The organism is Pseudomonas capeferrum, assembly GCF_013523055.1.
GTDB lineage: Bacteria > Pseudomonadota > Gammaproteobacteria > Pseudomonadales > Pseudomonadaceae > Aquipseudomonas > Aquipseudomonas capeferrum_A.
Genome location: NZ_JAAMQM010000002.1, coordinates 19,351 through 32,266, shown reverse-complemented (window position 1 = coordinate 32,266; position 12,916 = coordinate 19,351). Strand labels below are relative to the sequence as shown.

Below are 12,916 nucleotides of genomic sequence, written 5' to 3'. Positions count from 1 at the left end.
TCTTGGGCATTGGTCACTGTCCTTGCCGAGGTCCTGCGGACCGCTTGAACCTCCGTCGCCTCAGTGGGCTCATAACCCTACAATCGAGGAGAGACCTATGTCCCAGACAGCATTGGTCGTGGGTGCCAGCGGCATCGTCGGCAGCGCCATCACGCAATTACTGATCGAAAACCACTGGCAGGTCGCAGCGCTTTCGCGTCATCCCTCGCCGACTCCTGGCGTGATTCCGGTGGCCGCCGACCTTCAGGATCCGGCCTCGTTGAGCCAAGCGCTGGCGAATATGAAACCCACCCATGTGTTCATTACCACCTGGTCGCGGCAAGCCACCGAAGCGGAAAACATCCGCGTCAATGCCGGTATGGTGCGCAACGTCCTCGATGCCATACGCCCCGCCGGGAGTGTTCGGCACGTCGCCTTGGTCACTGGCTTGAAACACTACCTTGGCCCTTTCGAAGCTTATGGCAAAGGCAGTCTCCCGCAGACCCCGTTCCGAGAAGACCAGGGCCGCCTGGACGTTGAAAACTTCTACTACGCCCAAGAAGACGAGCTGTTCGCCGCCGCGGCAAGGGACGTTTTCTCCTGGAGCGTGCATCGGCCGCATACCGTCACCGGTGTCGCCGTAGGTAACGCGATGAACATGGCGACCACCCTGGCCGTCTATGCCACCGTCTGCAAACGGACCGGGCGGCCCTTCGTGTTTCCGGGATCGAGGGTGCAATGGGATAGCCTCACCGACATGACCGACGCACGCCAACTGGCCAGACAACAGTTGTGGGCCGCCACGACGCCCGCAGCGGCCAATCAGGCGTTCAACATCACCAATGGCGATGTGTTCCGGTGGAAATGGATGTGGCGCAGGATTGCCGACTACTTCGACCTGGCTCCCGCCGATTACCCCGCCGCGCCCTCGCCTCTCGAACGACAGATGGCCGATGACCAGACCGTCTGGACCGAGATCGCCGCTGAACACGGGCTCAAAGAAAGCGATATTGGCCGCCTGATTTCGCCATGGCACACCGACGCGGACCTCGGGCGCCCCATCGAGGTGGTCACGGACATGTCGAAGAGCCGGATCATGGGATTCACTGCCTACCAGGCCAGCGATCAGGCGTTTTTCGACGTATTCGACAAACTGCGCGAGGAGCGCTTGATACCCTGAGTTATCGCTGGGCGTTGGGCTTGCGGAGAACCCATCGCAGGCCCAATGCCGGTCGGTTAGGGAAAGCGGTCGGGGTTCGGTGGCTAGGATTTGCTGTGCCGCCGATGGCCTCATCGCGGGTCAAGCCCGCTCGCCACCGGGGATTTGGTTCACCGAAAAGAGGCCCGCCCTGCCCTCCCACCCTGAGTGGGCGCCGAGTGTGGCGCTGCACTGTCGAGCAGAGAATAAGTACGCAATTGACGGGAAACCAGCGGGTTCGTAAGTGTGCGCGGCCGTAAGGGCACAGCGGGACGAGCTTTGGCAGAGTCTTGCGGAGAAACCCATCGCAGGCCCAACGCCGGTCGGTTAGGGGAAGCGGTCGGGGTTCGGTGGCTAGGATCTGCGGTGCCGCCGATGGCCTCATCGCGGGTCAAGCCCGCTCGCCACCGGGATTTGGTTCACCGGAGAAAGGGCGGCTGCCGCAAGATCGGTGGCGAGCGGGCTTGACCCGCGATGAGGCCATCGGCGGCACCGCAGATCTCAGCTGAAAACCAAATGCTGTGTATTGACCGATCGGCATTAATCGCAGGACCCGATCACCCCATCCCCGTGCCGCTTTCAGGCATCAACGTGGCAATCAACGCCCGCACCGTGCCCGGCAGCGCATCGAGTTCTCGCACCAGGATGCTGCGCTCGCGCACCGCCCAGGGTTCGTCCAGCGCGATGGTGACCAGTTTCATGGTGCGACTGTGACGCACCGCCGCGGATTCGGGAATGACGCCGATGCCCACGCCGGCCTCCACCATGCGGCAGATCGCCTCGAACCCCGACACCTGGATCCTCAGTGACAGACTCTGCCCCATCCGCTCGACATGGTCGCGCAAGAAGCTCAACAGCGTGCTGCCTTCATGCAGGCCGATGTGCTGGAAGGCGAGCGTCTGTTTCAACGTCACTTGCTTCTGAGCCGCCAGTTCATGACCCACGGGCACGGCCAGCAGCAGGCGATCGGTACTGAAATGGATCACTTGCAACCCGGCGGCCTCCACCGGGCCGGCGATGATCCCCATGTCCGTGCTGCCATCCAGCACGCCACGGACGATATCGCGCGACAAGCGCTCTTGCAGGTCGACCGTCACCCCGGGGCGCTTGGCGAGAAATCCCGCCAGCACCTCGGGGAGAAACTCGGTCACCGCCGTGGTGTTGGCGAAGATGCGGATGTGGCCCGCCGAATCCGTGCCGAAATGCGTGAACTCCGCCTTCAGGTAATCCACCTGGTTCATGATCAGGCGGGCATGCTTGAGCAGCTTCTGGCCGGCTGGCGTGAGTTCGACACCCCGACTGTCGCGGTAGAGCAGGCGAGTACCGAGCTGGCCCTCCAGCGCCTTGACGCGTGCACTGGCGGCGGCCGGGGACAGAAATGCCCGGCGCGCGCCCTGGGTTAGGCTCGGGGATTCGCCGATATGGATAAACAGCCTCAGGTCGGCCAGGTCGAAATGCATAAGAGCACCCAGACAGGTAACGAAGTGTTCAGCTTAGCTGAACGCCGCCTTACGCAAATGCAAATTCTCAGAATGCCCAGCGGCTCGCATGATCTGCCCATAACAATAAACGCAGAGGCGAACGGTAATGAATGCCCCCACTTCGACGACGGATTTCACCGCCTGGATCGGCCGTACGGAAGAAGCCCACGACGTCCTGAGCCGCAACCTGGTCAAGCGCATCGCCGCCACCTTCGGCGAAGACGCACCCGCCGACGGCGAGGCGCTGCCAGCGCTCTGGCAGTGGTGCTTTTTTCAGGAGCCCGTGGCCGAATCGCAACTGGGCGGCGACGGTCATCCGGCGCGTGGCGGCTTTTTGCCTCCCGCCGACAATCGCAACCGCATGTGGGCCGGTGGCCGGGTCGAGTTCATCGAGCCGCTTACCGTCGGCGCCGAGGCGCATCGTCTGTCGACCATCCTGCGGATCGAGGAAAAGCACGGCCGTACCGGCTCGCTGCTGTTCGTCACGGTACGCCATGACTACTCGCAAGACGGTCGACTCTGCGTGCGCGAAGAGCAGGACATCGTCTATCGCGAACCCAACCCACCCAAGCTCGCCAGTGGCGAAGCGCCAGGGCCGGGCGACTGGAGCGAAACCATTTCGCCCACGCCGACCCTGTTGTTCCGCTACTCCGCCGTGACCTTCAACGGCCACCGTATCCACTACGACTACCCCTACGTCACCGACACCGAGGGCTACCCCGGCCTGGTCGTGCATGGACCGATGATCGCCACCTTGAACCTGCGCGCCTTCGTCCGGGCCAACCCCGACAAACGCGTGCGGCGTTTCGCCTATCGCGGCGTACGGCCGCTGACCTTGCCCACCCCGTTCGAGGTGAGTGGGCGCATCGTCGAGGCAGGCAGCGCGCAGTTGTGGGCCGGCAATGACGCAGGCGTCGCGCAAAGCGCCGAAGTGGAGTTCGACTGACACCCTGTTCCGTGATCGCGCCCGTTCCTGCGTGGCGCGCCGCCGTCCGATCCAGAGAGCACGACCATGAATCCCTACGACTGCGAAGACCTCAATGCCATCCGTGAAGGCGTGCGTGCCCTGTGCGCCGGATTCGACGCCGCCTACTGGCGCGACATCGACGAGAAGAAAGGTTTCCCCGAAGCCTTCGTCAAGGCCCTCACCGACGCCGGCTGGCTGTCGGCGATGATCCCGACCGAATACGGCGGCTCGGGCCTGGGGCTTGCCGAAGCGTCGGTCATCCTGGAGGAAGTGAACGCCTGTGGCGGCAACTCCGGCACCGTCCACGGCCAGATGTACAACATGTTCACGCTGCTGCGCCACGGCAGCGAGGCGCAGAAGCGCCACTACCTGCCCAAGCTGGCCAGCGGTGAGCTGCGCCTGCAGTCGATGGGGGTGACCGAACCCACCACCGGCACCGATACCACCAAGATCAAGACCACCGCCGTCAGGCAAGGCGACAAATACGTCATCAATGGCCAGAAGGTCTGGATCTCGCGGATCCAGCACTCCGACCTGATGATCCTCCTGGCACGCACCACGCCGCTGGCCGAGGTGAAGAAGAAATCCGAAGGCATGTCCATTTTCCTCGTCGACCTGCGCGAGGCCATCGGCAAGGGGCTGACCGTCCAGCCCATCGCCAACATGGTCAACCATGAAACCAACGAGCTGTTCTTCGACAACCTCGAACTGCCGGCCGACAGTCTGATCGGCGAAGAAGGCAAGGGCTTCCGCTATATCCTCGACGGCCTCAACGCCGAGCGCACGCTGATCGCCGCCGAATGCATCGGCGACGGCCGCTGGTTCATCGAGAAAGCCAGCGCCTATGCCCGCGACCGCGTGGTGTTCGGCCGTCCGATCGGACAGAACCAGGGGGTGCAGTTCCCCATCGCCGAGGCGCACATCGAGATCGAGGCCGCCGACCTGATGCGCTGGCGCGCCTGCGAGGAATACGACAGCGGCAAGAACGCCGGGGCCAGCGCCAACATGGCCAAGTACCTGGCGGCGAAAGCGTCGTGGGAAGCCGCCAATGCCTGTCTGCAGACCCATGGCGGCTTTGGTTTCGCCTGCGAATATGATGTGGAGCGCAAATTCCGCGAGACCCGGCTGTACCAGGTGGCGCCGATCTCGACCAACCTGATCCTGTCCTACGTCGCCGAGCACTTGCTCGAACTGCCACGCAGCTTCTGAGGCCTTGCACATGAGCCATACCCAAGCCTTGGCCACATTCCTGGCCGACCTCCATTACGATCAGATTCCCGCCGAGGTGCTGGCGCGCACTGAAGAGCTGTTCCTGGACTGGATAGGCTCGGCGTTGGCCAGCCAGGGCGCTCACCCGATTCCGCTGTTCGAACGCTGGGCCGAACGCATGGGCCCGGTTGACGGGCGCGCGAAGATCCTGGTCAACGGGCGCGGCACCTCGCCCTACTTCGCGGCATTGGTCAACGGCGCGTCTTCCCACCTGGTCGAACAGGACGATCTGCACAACAGCTCGGTGCTGCACCCGGCCACCGTGGTGTTCTCGGCGGTGCTGGCGGCTGCCCAGGACCTGGACAAGTCCGGCAAGGACTTGCTGCTGGCCTCGGTAGCCGGCTACGAAGCCGGGATTCGCATCGGCGAATTCATGGGCCGTTCGCACTACCGCATCTTCCACACCACCGCCACCGTGGGCACCTTGGCGGCGGCCGTGGGCGTGGGCAAGCTGCTGGGATTGGACAAGGAGCAATTCATCAACCTGTTGGGCAGTGCCGGCACCCAGGCCGCCGGGCTGTGGGAGTTCCTGCGCGATGCCGCCGACTCCAAGCAGCTGCATACCGCCAAGGCTGCCGCGGACGGCCTGCTGGCCGCCTACATGACAAAGGACGGGCTGACCGGCGCGCGCAACATCCTCGAGGGCGACCAGGGCATAGCCGCGGGCATGTCCACCGACGCAGACCCTGCCAGGTTGTCGGACCGCCTGGGGACGCGTTGGGCGCTGATCGAAACCTCGTTCAAGTTCCATGCCTCGTGCCGTCATACGCACCCGGCCGCCGATGCCCTGCTGTACCTGATGCAGCGTGAAGGCCTGCGCCATGACCAGATCGCCAAGGTCGTCACACGTGTGCACCAAGGCGCGATCGACGTGCTGGGCCGTGTGGTGAAACCGGCCAGCGTGCACCAGGCGAAGTTTTCCATGGGCGCGGTGCTCGGGCTGATCGCCGTGCACGGCAGCGCCCAACTGATCGAATTCCGCGACCTGGCCCTGACCGATGCCGCCGTGGACGCCTTCCGCGAGAAAGTCGAAATGCAGCTGGATCCCGAGGTCGATACCGCCTATCCCGCGCGCTGGCTGGGCCGCGTGATCGTCACCACCACCGACGGTCGCACGCTCACCGCGGCCATCGACGAGCCCAAGGGCGACCCTGGCAACACCTTGTCGCGACCGGAGCTCGAGGCCAAGTTCCAGCGCTTGCTGGCGTTCTCCGGTGCACGCAGCGAAGCGCAGGGCAAGGTGCTGATCGACAAGGTCTGGCAGCTGCGTGACGCCGCATCGTTGGCGGATCTGATCTGACAGCTGGCGCGTCTTGGCCCGCGACAGAGCACCGTTGCAGGCCAGGGCCGCCAGCTCCAGCCACTGGATAATCCCATGACTCGACCCACTCCTCGGCCACTGCACAGCATCACCCTCATCAGCCTGGAACACGCCATCGCGGCGGATCTGATCTCACAGCTGACGCGCCTTGGCATGCGGCAATTCACCGTTGCAGGCCAAGGCCGGAGCTCTCGCGCAGGTAATGAAAAATGACTCACTCCAACCCTCGTCCACTGGACGGCATCACCGTCGTCAGCCTGGAGCACGCCATCGCGGCACCCTTCTGCACGCGCCAGCTGGCCGATCTGGGCGCCCGCGTGGTGAAGATCGAACGCCCCGGCAGCGGTGATTTCGCCCGTGGCTACGACCAGCGGGTCGACGGCCTGGCCTCGCATTTCGTCTGGACCAACCGTTCCAAGGAAAGCCTGACGCTCGACCTGAAGCAGGACGAAGCAGGTGGCATTCTCGAGGCCCTGCTGGGCAAGGCCGACGTCCTGGTGCAAAACCTGGCGCCAGGCGCGGCGGCGCGCATGGGACTGTCCTTCGAGGCATTGCAGGAGCGTTTTCCACGGCTGATCGTCTGTGATATTTCTGGTTACGGCGAAGGTGGGCCTTACGAGAAGAAGAAGGCCTATGACCTGCTGATCCAGAGCGAGGGCGGTTTTCTCTCGGTGACCGGCGGCCCGGGCGAGAACGAGATGGCCAAGGCGGGCTGCTCGATCGCTGACATCGCGGCGGGCATGTACGCCTATACCGGCGTGCTGTCGGCTTTGCTGCTGCGTGAAAAGACCGGCGTGGGCAGCCGCATCGATGTGTCCATGCTGGAGAGCCTGGTGGAATGGATGGGCTACCCGTTGTACTACGCCTACAACGGCGCCCCGCCTCCGGCCCGGGCCGGCGCTTCTCACGCGACCATCTACCCTTATGGGCCGTTCCCCACCGGCGGTGGCGGCACCATCATGCTGGGCCTGCAGAACGAGCGTGAATGGGCGCTGTTCTGCGAGAAGGTCTTGCTGGACCCGGCGCTGGCCTCGGACGAGCGCTTCTCGGCCAACTTCAAGCGCTCGGAAAACCGTGAAGCGCTGCGACAGATCATCGTCGATGGGTTTGCCACGTTGTCGCTCGACCAGGTCATCGCCCGGCTGGAGGAGGCGCAAATCGCCAATGCCCGAGTGAATGACATGCAGGGTGTCTGGGACCACGAGCAGCTCAAGGCCCGCGATTGCTGGCGCGAAGTGGACAGCCCGAGCGGCAAGGTGCCGTCGCTGCTGCCACCGGGACGCAACACGGCGTTCACGCCGCGAATGGACGGTGTGCCGGCCCTGGGGCAACACACCAGCGGCATTCTCGGCGAGCTGGGGTTTTCAGCGGATGAGCAGGCTCGCCTGGTCGCAGCCGGGGTGGTGTGAGATCACCGGCTCCCGGCTGTGCAGTCGCGCAGAAAACAAGGGCCGCAAGCCCAGGTGGAGAGCGGGCTTGTCCCGCGAACACGGGCGAAGCCCGTGCCATACACCAAGGTGTCTGGACTGGCTTCTTCGCGGGACACGTCACATCGGCGAACCGCCACAGGTACACGCTGGACAATGAGTTAAGTGCCGTTCCATGAGAGGCGGTGCTTGCCTAGGCGAGCCACAGTTGTGTTCTTTCAACCCACGAGGAGTTCTTCAGCATGTCGCGATCCATTGTCCGTTCGGCGCTCTTCGTGCCGGGGACGGTGTGCCGGCCCTGGGGCAACACACCAGCGGCATTCTCGGCAAGCTGGGGTTTTCAGCGGATGAGCAGGCCCGCCTGGTCGCAGCCGGGGTGGTGTGAGATCACCGGCTCCCGGCTGTGCAGTCGCGCAGAAAACAAGGGCCGCAAGCCCAGGTGGAGAGCGGGCTTGTCCCGCGAACACGGGCGAAGCCCGTGCCATACACCAAGGTGTCTGGACTGGCTTCTTCGCGGGACACGTCACATCGGCGAACCGCCACAGGTACACGCTGGACAATGAGTTAAGTGCCGTTCCATGAGAGGCGGTGCTTGCCTAGGCGAGCCACAGCTGTGTTCTTTCAACCCACGAGGAGTTCTTCAGCATGTCGCGATCCATTGTCCGTTCGGCGCTCTTCGTGCCGGGAAGCCGACCAGAGCGCTTTGCCAAGGCATTGGCGGCGGGCGCCGATGTGGTCATCGTCGATTTCGAGGACGCCGTCGAGGAGCCGCTCAAACGCCAGGCGCGCGATCACCTGGGGGCCTTTCTACTCAGCGAGCCGCAGGCATCGGTCTGGGTACGGGTCAATGCACCCGATCACCCCGAGCACGCCGCCGACCTGGCGTTCTGCAAGCAACAGCCCGGCGTCGCTGGCCTGTTGCTGCCCAAGGTGGAAAGCGCAGTCCAGGTCGCTGTTGCCTGGCAAACCGGCAAACCGATCTGGCCAATCATGGAAAGCGCCAAAGGCCTGTTGGCGCTGGAGCGGATCGCTCACGCCGACGGCGTCGAGCGCCTGTCTTTCGGCAGCCTGGACCTGGCTCTCGATCTCGGCCTGAACACGGACAGCGTCGCTGCCCAGCTGTTCCTCGACCAGGCACGCATGGCGGTGCAACTGCACTCGCGCGGCGCCGACTTGCTACCACCACTGGATGGCGTCTACCCGGCCATCGGCGACCCCGACGGTCTGCAGCGCGCGGTCCGGCACGCCTATGACATGGGGTATGGCGGCGCGCTGTGCATCCATCCCAACCAGGTGGCGCACATCCATCGTGCCCTCGCGCCCAGCGCGGACGACCTGGAGTGGGCGCGCAAGGTGGTGCAAGCGAGCGTCGCCGCCAATGGCGCGGGCGCGTTTCAATTGGAAAGCCAGATGATCGATGCCCCCGTGCTGCTGCGTGCCCAGCGGCTACTGGCTCTGGCGGTGAGTTAGGCTTTATCCCCGTCAACGGCGCAAGGGTGCTTTTAGCTGGAAGACCGGACGATCGGCGCTCTCGTGCCGCTGTTCAGCGGCTACTGGCCGCGGCGGTGAATGACGCTTCAGCTCCATCAACCGTGCAGGCGCGCTTTAACTGGAAGACCAGACGATCGGCGCCTCCATGCTGCTGCGTGCCTAGCGGTTGCCGCTCTCGCAGTGAGCTAAGCTTTTCCAGGATCGAGTCGAGTTCCCTGGTTGGCGTTCAGCATCCGCGAATGCAGGGTTATAAAAAAGCTAATTCACGAAACGCAATGGACTGGGCCATCTTAGGATTGAAAAGTTTGAAGCTGCTTTTGAACACAGGTAGCCCCGAAACGACGCTCAAAGGCTGATTTCTCTTACAACAATAAAAAGGTAATCGCTATGTTGAAGCTGACCAAGGCGGTGTTCTGCGCCGCCGCGCTCTCCATCACAAGCCTCGCGCAGGCAGCCGACCCTGTCGTGATCAAGTTCGCGCACGTGGTGGCGGAGAACACCCCCAAGGGCCAAGGCGCGCTGATGTTTCAGCAGCTGGTCGCCGCCGATCCCAAGCTCAAGGACAAGGTGAAGGTCGAGGTGTACCCGAACTCGTCGCTGTTCGGCGACGGCAAGGAGATGGAAGCCTTGCTGCTGGGCGACGTGCAGATGCTGGCGCCCTCGCTGGCCAAGTTCGAGCACTACACCAAGCAGATCCAGATCTTCGACCTGCCCTTCCTGTTCAACGACCTGGCTGCGGTCGACCGTTTCCAGCAAGGCCCTCAGGGCAAGGCGTTGCTGACCTCAATGGAGGACAAGGGCATCCACGGCCTGGCCTATTGGCATAACGGCCTCAAGCAACTTTCGGCCAACAAGAAAGTGATCCTGCCCAAGGATGCCCGTGGTCTGAAGTTCCGCGTCCAGGCGTCCAGCGTGCTTGAAGAACAGTTCAAGGCGATTCGCGCCAACCCTCGCAAGATGAGCTTTGCCGAAGTCTATCAAGGCCTGCAGACCGGCACGGTCAATGGCACGGAGAACACCTGGTCCAACTACGAAAGCCAGAAGGTCCATGAGGTACAGCCTTTCTTCACTGAAACCAACCATGGCCTGATCGACTACATGGTCATCACCAATTCCAAGTTCTGGAGCGGTCTGCCGGAGGATGTCCGGACAGAGCTGCAAAAGATCATGGATCAGGTCACCGTCGAGGTGAACAAACAGGCCGAAGCGCTGAATCTGGCCGCCAGGCAGAAAATCATCGACGCCAAGACCAGCGAAATCGACTCACTGACCCCGGAGCAACGTGAGCAATGGCGCGAAGCCATGCGCCCTGTCTGGGAGAAGTTTTCCAATGAAATCGGCGCGGACCTGATCAAAGCGGCCGAGGCAGCCAACCAGGCGTCCTGAGTGGTGGCCTCTACTCCCTGCATACGCTGTGTTGCCAGGGAGTGATGCATGCGTGGCCATACCCCCAGGGTGGCCACCCTCCCCCCGTTCGGAGAATTCTTATGCAAGGGCTCAGGCGAGTCTGGGAGCACTTCGAGGAAGGCATGATTGCCTTTCTCCTGGCTGCCATGACGCTGGTGACGTTCATCTACGTGGCGCTGAACAACCTTTATTCGATGTTCTACACGCTCAGCGACCGATGGGCGTTCAGCAGCGACTTCTTCGCCTCCATCGGCGATCACCTGATGGGTTATGCCCAGGAAATGACCTGGAGCATCTCACTGACCAAGGCGCTTTTCGGCTGGCTGATCTTCTTCGGCATCGCCTATGGCGTGCGCACGGCGGGCCACCTGGGCATCGACGTGCTGGTCAAGAAGGCCCGCAAACCGGTGCAGCGCGTACTGGCAATGATCGCCTGCGCATGCTGCCTGGCGTACGCCGGGCTGTTTCTGGTGGCAAGCCTGAAATGGGTCTGGGCGGTGATGGCCGCGGGCATCGGCGCCGAAGACCTGGACCGCTACGGGATCAAGATCGGCCATATCGCGCTCATCGTACCCTTCGGTTTCGCGCTGATCACCGTGCGTTATCTGGAAATCCTGTACCGCATCTACACCCATCGTCAGCTGGGCCTGGGTTTGGCGGACGAAGCGGCAGAAGCCACCAAACTGGCCAATCCCGGTGAGGAGCATCACTGATGACGGTTATCTGTTTGTTCCTGCTGCTCTTCATATTCATGTTCCTGGGCGTGCCCATCGCCATCTCGCTGGGCTTGTCGGGTGCGGTGTCGATACTGCTGTTCAGCCAGGATTCGCTGAGTTCGCTGGCGATCAAGCTGTTCGAAACCTCCGACAGCTACACCTTCCTGGCGATCCCGTTCTTCCTCTTGTCGGGTGCGTTCATGACCACCGGAGGCGTGGCCCAGCGGCTTATCGACTTCGCCAACGCCTGCGTCGGCCACATCCGCGGCGGCCTGGCCATCGCGGCGGTATTGGCGTGCATGTTGTTCGCGGCGCTGTCGGGCTCATCGCCGGCCACCGTTGCAGCCGTCGGCTCGATTGCGGTCGCGGGCATGGTGCGTTCGGGCTACCCCAAGGAATTCGGCGCCGGGATCATCTGCAACGCCGGTACCTTGGGCATCCTCATCCCACCGTCGATCGTGATGGTGGTGTATTCGGCCGCGACCGAAACGTCCGTGGGCAAACTGTTCATGGCGGGCGTGATCCCTGGCCTCCTCCTGGGCGTGTCCCTGATGGTGGTGATCTACATCGTCGCCCGGGTGAAAAATCTGCCGGCCCAGCCTCGGGCGACCTTTCGCGAGTGGTTGCATACCGCACAACGTGCGTTCTGGGGCCTGTTGTTGCTGGTGATCATCCTCGGCGGCATCTACAGCGGCATGTTCACCCCAACCGAAGCGGCGGCGGTGGCAGCGGTGTATTCAGCGTTCATCGCCCTGTTCGTCTATAAGGACATGCGCTTGAGGGACTGCCCGAAAGTGCTGCTCGAGTCCGGCAGGCTGACCATCATGCTGATGTTCATCATCGCCAACGCGATACTGTTCGCCCATGTGCTGACGACCGAGCAGATCCCGCAGCAGATCACCAACTGGGTGCTTTCCGAGGGCCTGACGCCGATCGGCTTCCTGATCATGGTGAATATCGTCCTCCTGGTCGCCGGTAGCTTCATGGAGCCGTCGGCCATCATCCTGATCCTCGCGCCGATCTTCTTCCCGATTGCCATGAAACTGGGGATCGACCCCATCCACCTGGGGATCGTGATGGTGGTGAACATGGAGATTGGCCTGGTGCATCCACCGGTGGGGTTGAACCTGTTCGTGACCTCGGCGGTGACCGGCCTGACACTGGGGCAAACCATCCGCGCGGCGCTGCCGTGGCTGTCGATCCTGCTGTTATTCCTGGTTCTGGTCACCTATGTACCGTTCATCTCGCTGGCCCTGCCGAATTGGCTGGGGATGCCGTAGGGGATGTCTGCATGCGGCAGGAAAGGAAGGGTTTAGGCTAATGTCAGTCAGTTAAGACAAAATGTTCGGCTTTCGAATTTCAGTGATGCTACTGGCCTATCGCGGGACAAGCCCGCTCGCCACCAGGACATGCGCGTATCAGTGGCGAGCGGGCTTGTCCCGCGATGAGGCCAGTAGCATCACTGAAGAATCCGGGAGCCGAAGGCTGAGCCCAGCATTTGATCGACGACTTCCCTTGTTCTTGCTTTTGGATCTTGGTCCTCAAAGCGTGATCGCTCCAACCCCGTCTCTTCCAGCAAAAACAGGTTAATGTCAGTCAGTTAAGAAAAAATGTTCGGCTTTCGAATTTCAGTGAGGCTACTGGCCTCATCGCGGGACAA

11 protein-coding genes are annotated in these 12,916 nt (G+C 62.8%); 10 read left to right on the top strand and 1 reads right to left on the bottom strand.

Annotated features, from left to right (window positions below; translation table 11 throughout):
• Positions 1 to 97 precede the first annotated feature (97 nt).
• Positions 98 to 1,159: an SDR family oxidoreductase gene (locus tag G7009_RS02585; RefSeq protein ID WP_181128419.1), complete on the top strand. Its 1,062-nt coding sequence runs from the start codon at positions 98 to 100 to the stop codon at positions 1,157 to 1,159.
• Positions 1,160 to 1,734: 575 nt separating this feature from the next.
• On the opposite strand, the gene G7009_RS02580 is transcribed toward G7009_RS02585, so the two are convergent.
• Positions 1,735 to 2,637, bottom strand: a complete 903-nt coding sequence (locus G7009_RS02580; RefSeq protein WP_181128418.1) for a LysR family transcriptional regulator — start codon at positions 2,635 to 2,637, stop codon at positions 1,735 to 1,737.
• A gap of 127 nt (positions 2,638 to 2,764) precedes the next feature.
• On the opposite strand from G7009_RS02580, the gene G7009_RS02575 reads away from it, so the two are divergent.
• The 9 genes from G7009_RS02575 to dctM all read left to right on the top strand — a co-directional run bounded on the left by G7009_RS02575 (position 2,765) and on the right by dctM (position 12,536).
• Complete coding sequence (locus G7009_RS02575) at positions 2,765 to 3,604, top strand: FAS1-like dehydratase domain-containing protein (protein WP_181128417.1); 840 nt, start codon at positions 2,765 to 2,767, stop codon at positions 3,602 to 3,604.
• A gap of 66 nt (positions 3,605 to 3,670) precedes the next feature.
• Complete coding sequence (locus tag G7009_RS02570) at positions 3,671 to 4,834, top strand: acyl-CoA dehydrogenase family protein (RefSeq protein WP_181128416.1); 1,164 nt, start codon at positions 3,671 to 3,673, stop codon at positions 4,832 to 4,834.
• 10 nt (positions 4,835 to 4,844) lie between these two features.
• The gene (locus G7009_RS02565; RefSeq protein WP_181128415.1) at positions 4,845 to 6,194 is read left to right on the top strand and encodes an MmgE/PrpD family protein; all 1,350 of its coding nucleotides are present in this window, start codon (positions 4,845 to 4,847) and stop codon (positions 6,192 to 6,194) included.
• A gap of 230 nt (positions 6,195 to 6,424) precedes the next feature.
• Positions 6,425 to 7,624: a CaiB/BaiF CoA transferase family protein gene (locus tag G7009_RS02560; RefSeq protein ID WP_181128414.1), complete on the top strand. Its 1,200-nt coding sequence runs from the start codon at positions 6,425 to 6,427 to the stop codon at positions 7,622 to 7,624.
• A 193-nt stretch (positions 7,625 to 7,817) separates the two neighbouring features.
• Positions 7,818 to 8,027, top strand: coding sequence for a hypothetical protein (locus tag G7009_RS02555; protein ID WP_181128413.1), 210 nt, complete (start codon positions 7,818 to 7,820; stop codon positions 8,025 to 8,027).
• A gap of 260 nt (positions 8,028 to 8,287) precedes the next feature.
• Complete coding sequence (locus G7009_RS02550) at positions 8,288 to 9,112, top strand: HpcH/HpaI aldolase/citrate lyase family protein (RefSeq protein WP_181128412.1); 825 nt, start codon at positions 8,288 to 8,290, stop codon at positions 9,110 to 9,112.
• 408 nt (positions 9,113 to 9,520) lie between these two features.
• Positions 9,521 to 10,519 (top strand): TRAP transporter substrate-binding protein, encoded by a 999-nt coding sequence (locus tag G7009_RS02545; RefSeq protein ID WP_181128411.1) that lies wholly within the window; start codon positions 9,521 to 9,523, stop codon positions 10,517 to 10,519.
• Positions 10,520 to 10,620: 101 nt separating this feature from the next.
• On the top strand, positions 10,621 to 11,253 hold the full coding sequence (locus G7009_RS02540) for a TRAP transporter small permease (RefSeq protein WP_181128410.1): 633 nt from the start codon (positions 10,621 to 10,623) through the stop codon (positions 11,251 to 11,253).
• A complete protein-coding gene (gene dctM, locus G7009_RS02535; RefSeq protein WP_181128409.1) occupies positions 11,253 to 12,536 on the top strand; it encodes a C4-dicarboxylate TRAP transporter large permease protein DctM in 1,284 nt (427 codons plus the stop codon). Before G7009_RS02540 ends, dctM begins: the two co-directional genes overlap by 1 nt.
• Positions 12,537 to 12,916 lie beyond the last annotated feature (380 nt).

What these genes read in the sequence shown, in the direction of transcription:
- G7009_RS02585 (WP_181128419.1), top strand. Translation starts at nt 98, where the DNA reads ATGTCCCAGACAGCATTGGTCGTGGGTGCCAGCGGCATCGTCGGCAGC.
- G7009_RS02580 (WP_181128418.1), bottom strand. Translation starts at nt 2,637, where the DNA reads ATGCATTTCGACCTGGCCGACCTGAGGCTGTTTATCCATATCGGCGAA.
- G7009_RS02575 (WP_181128417.1), top strand. Translation starts at nt 2,765, where the DNA reads ATGAATGCCCCCACTTCGACGACGGATTTCACCGCCTGGATCGGCCGT.
- G7009_RS02570 (WP_181128416.1), top strand. Translation starts at nt 3,671, where the DNA reads ATGAATCCCTACGACTGCGAAGACCTCAATGCCATCCGTGAAGGCGTG.
- G7009_RS02565 (WP_181128415.1), top strand. Translation starts at nt 4,845, where the DNA reads ATGAGCCATACCCAAGCCTTGGCCACATTCCTGGCCGACCTCCATTAC.
- G7009_RS02560 (WP_181128414.1), top strand. Translation starts at nt 6,425, where the DNA reads ATGACTCACTCCAACCCTCGTCCACTGGACGGCATCACCGTCGTCAGC.
- G7009_RS02555 (WP_181128413.1), top strand. Translation starts at nt 7,818, where the DNA reads ATGAGAGGCGGTGCTTGCCTAGGCGAGCCACAGTTGTGTTCTTTCAAC.
- G7009_RS02550 (WP_181128412.1), top strand. Translation starts at nt 8,288, where the DNA reads ATGTCGCGATCCATTGTCCGTTCGGCGCTCTTCGTGCCGGGAAGCCGA.
- G7009_RS02545 (WP_181128411.1), top strand. Translation starts at nt 9,521, where the DNA reads ATGTTGAAGCTGACCAAGGCGGTGTTCTGCGCCGCCGCGCTCTCCATC.
- G7009_RS02540 (WP_181128410.1), top strand. Translation starts at nt 10,621, where the DNA reads ATGCAAGGGCTCAGGCGAGTCTGGGAGCACTTCGAGGAAGGCATGATT.
- dctM (WP_181128409.1), top strand. Translation starts at nt 11,253, where the DNA reads ATGACGGTTATCTGTTTGTTCCTGCTGCTCTTCATATTCATGTTCCTG.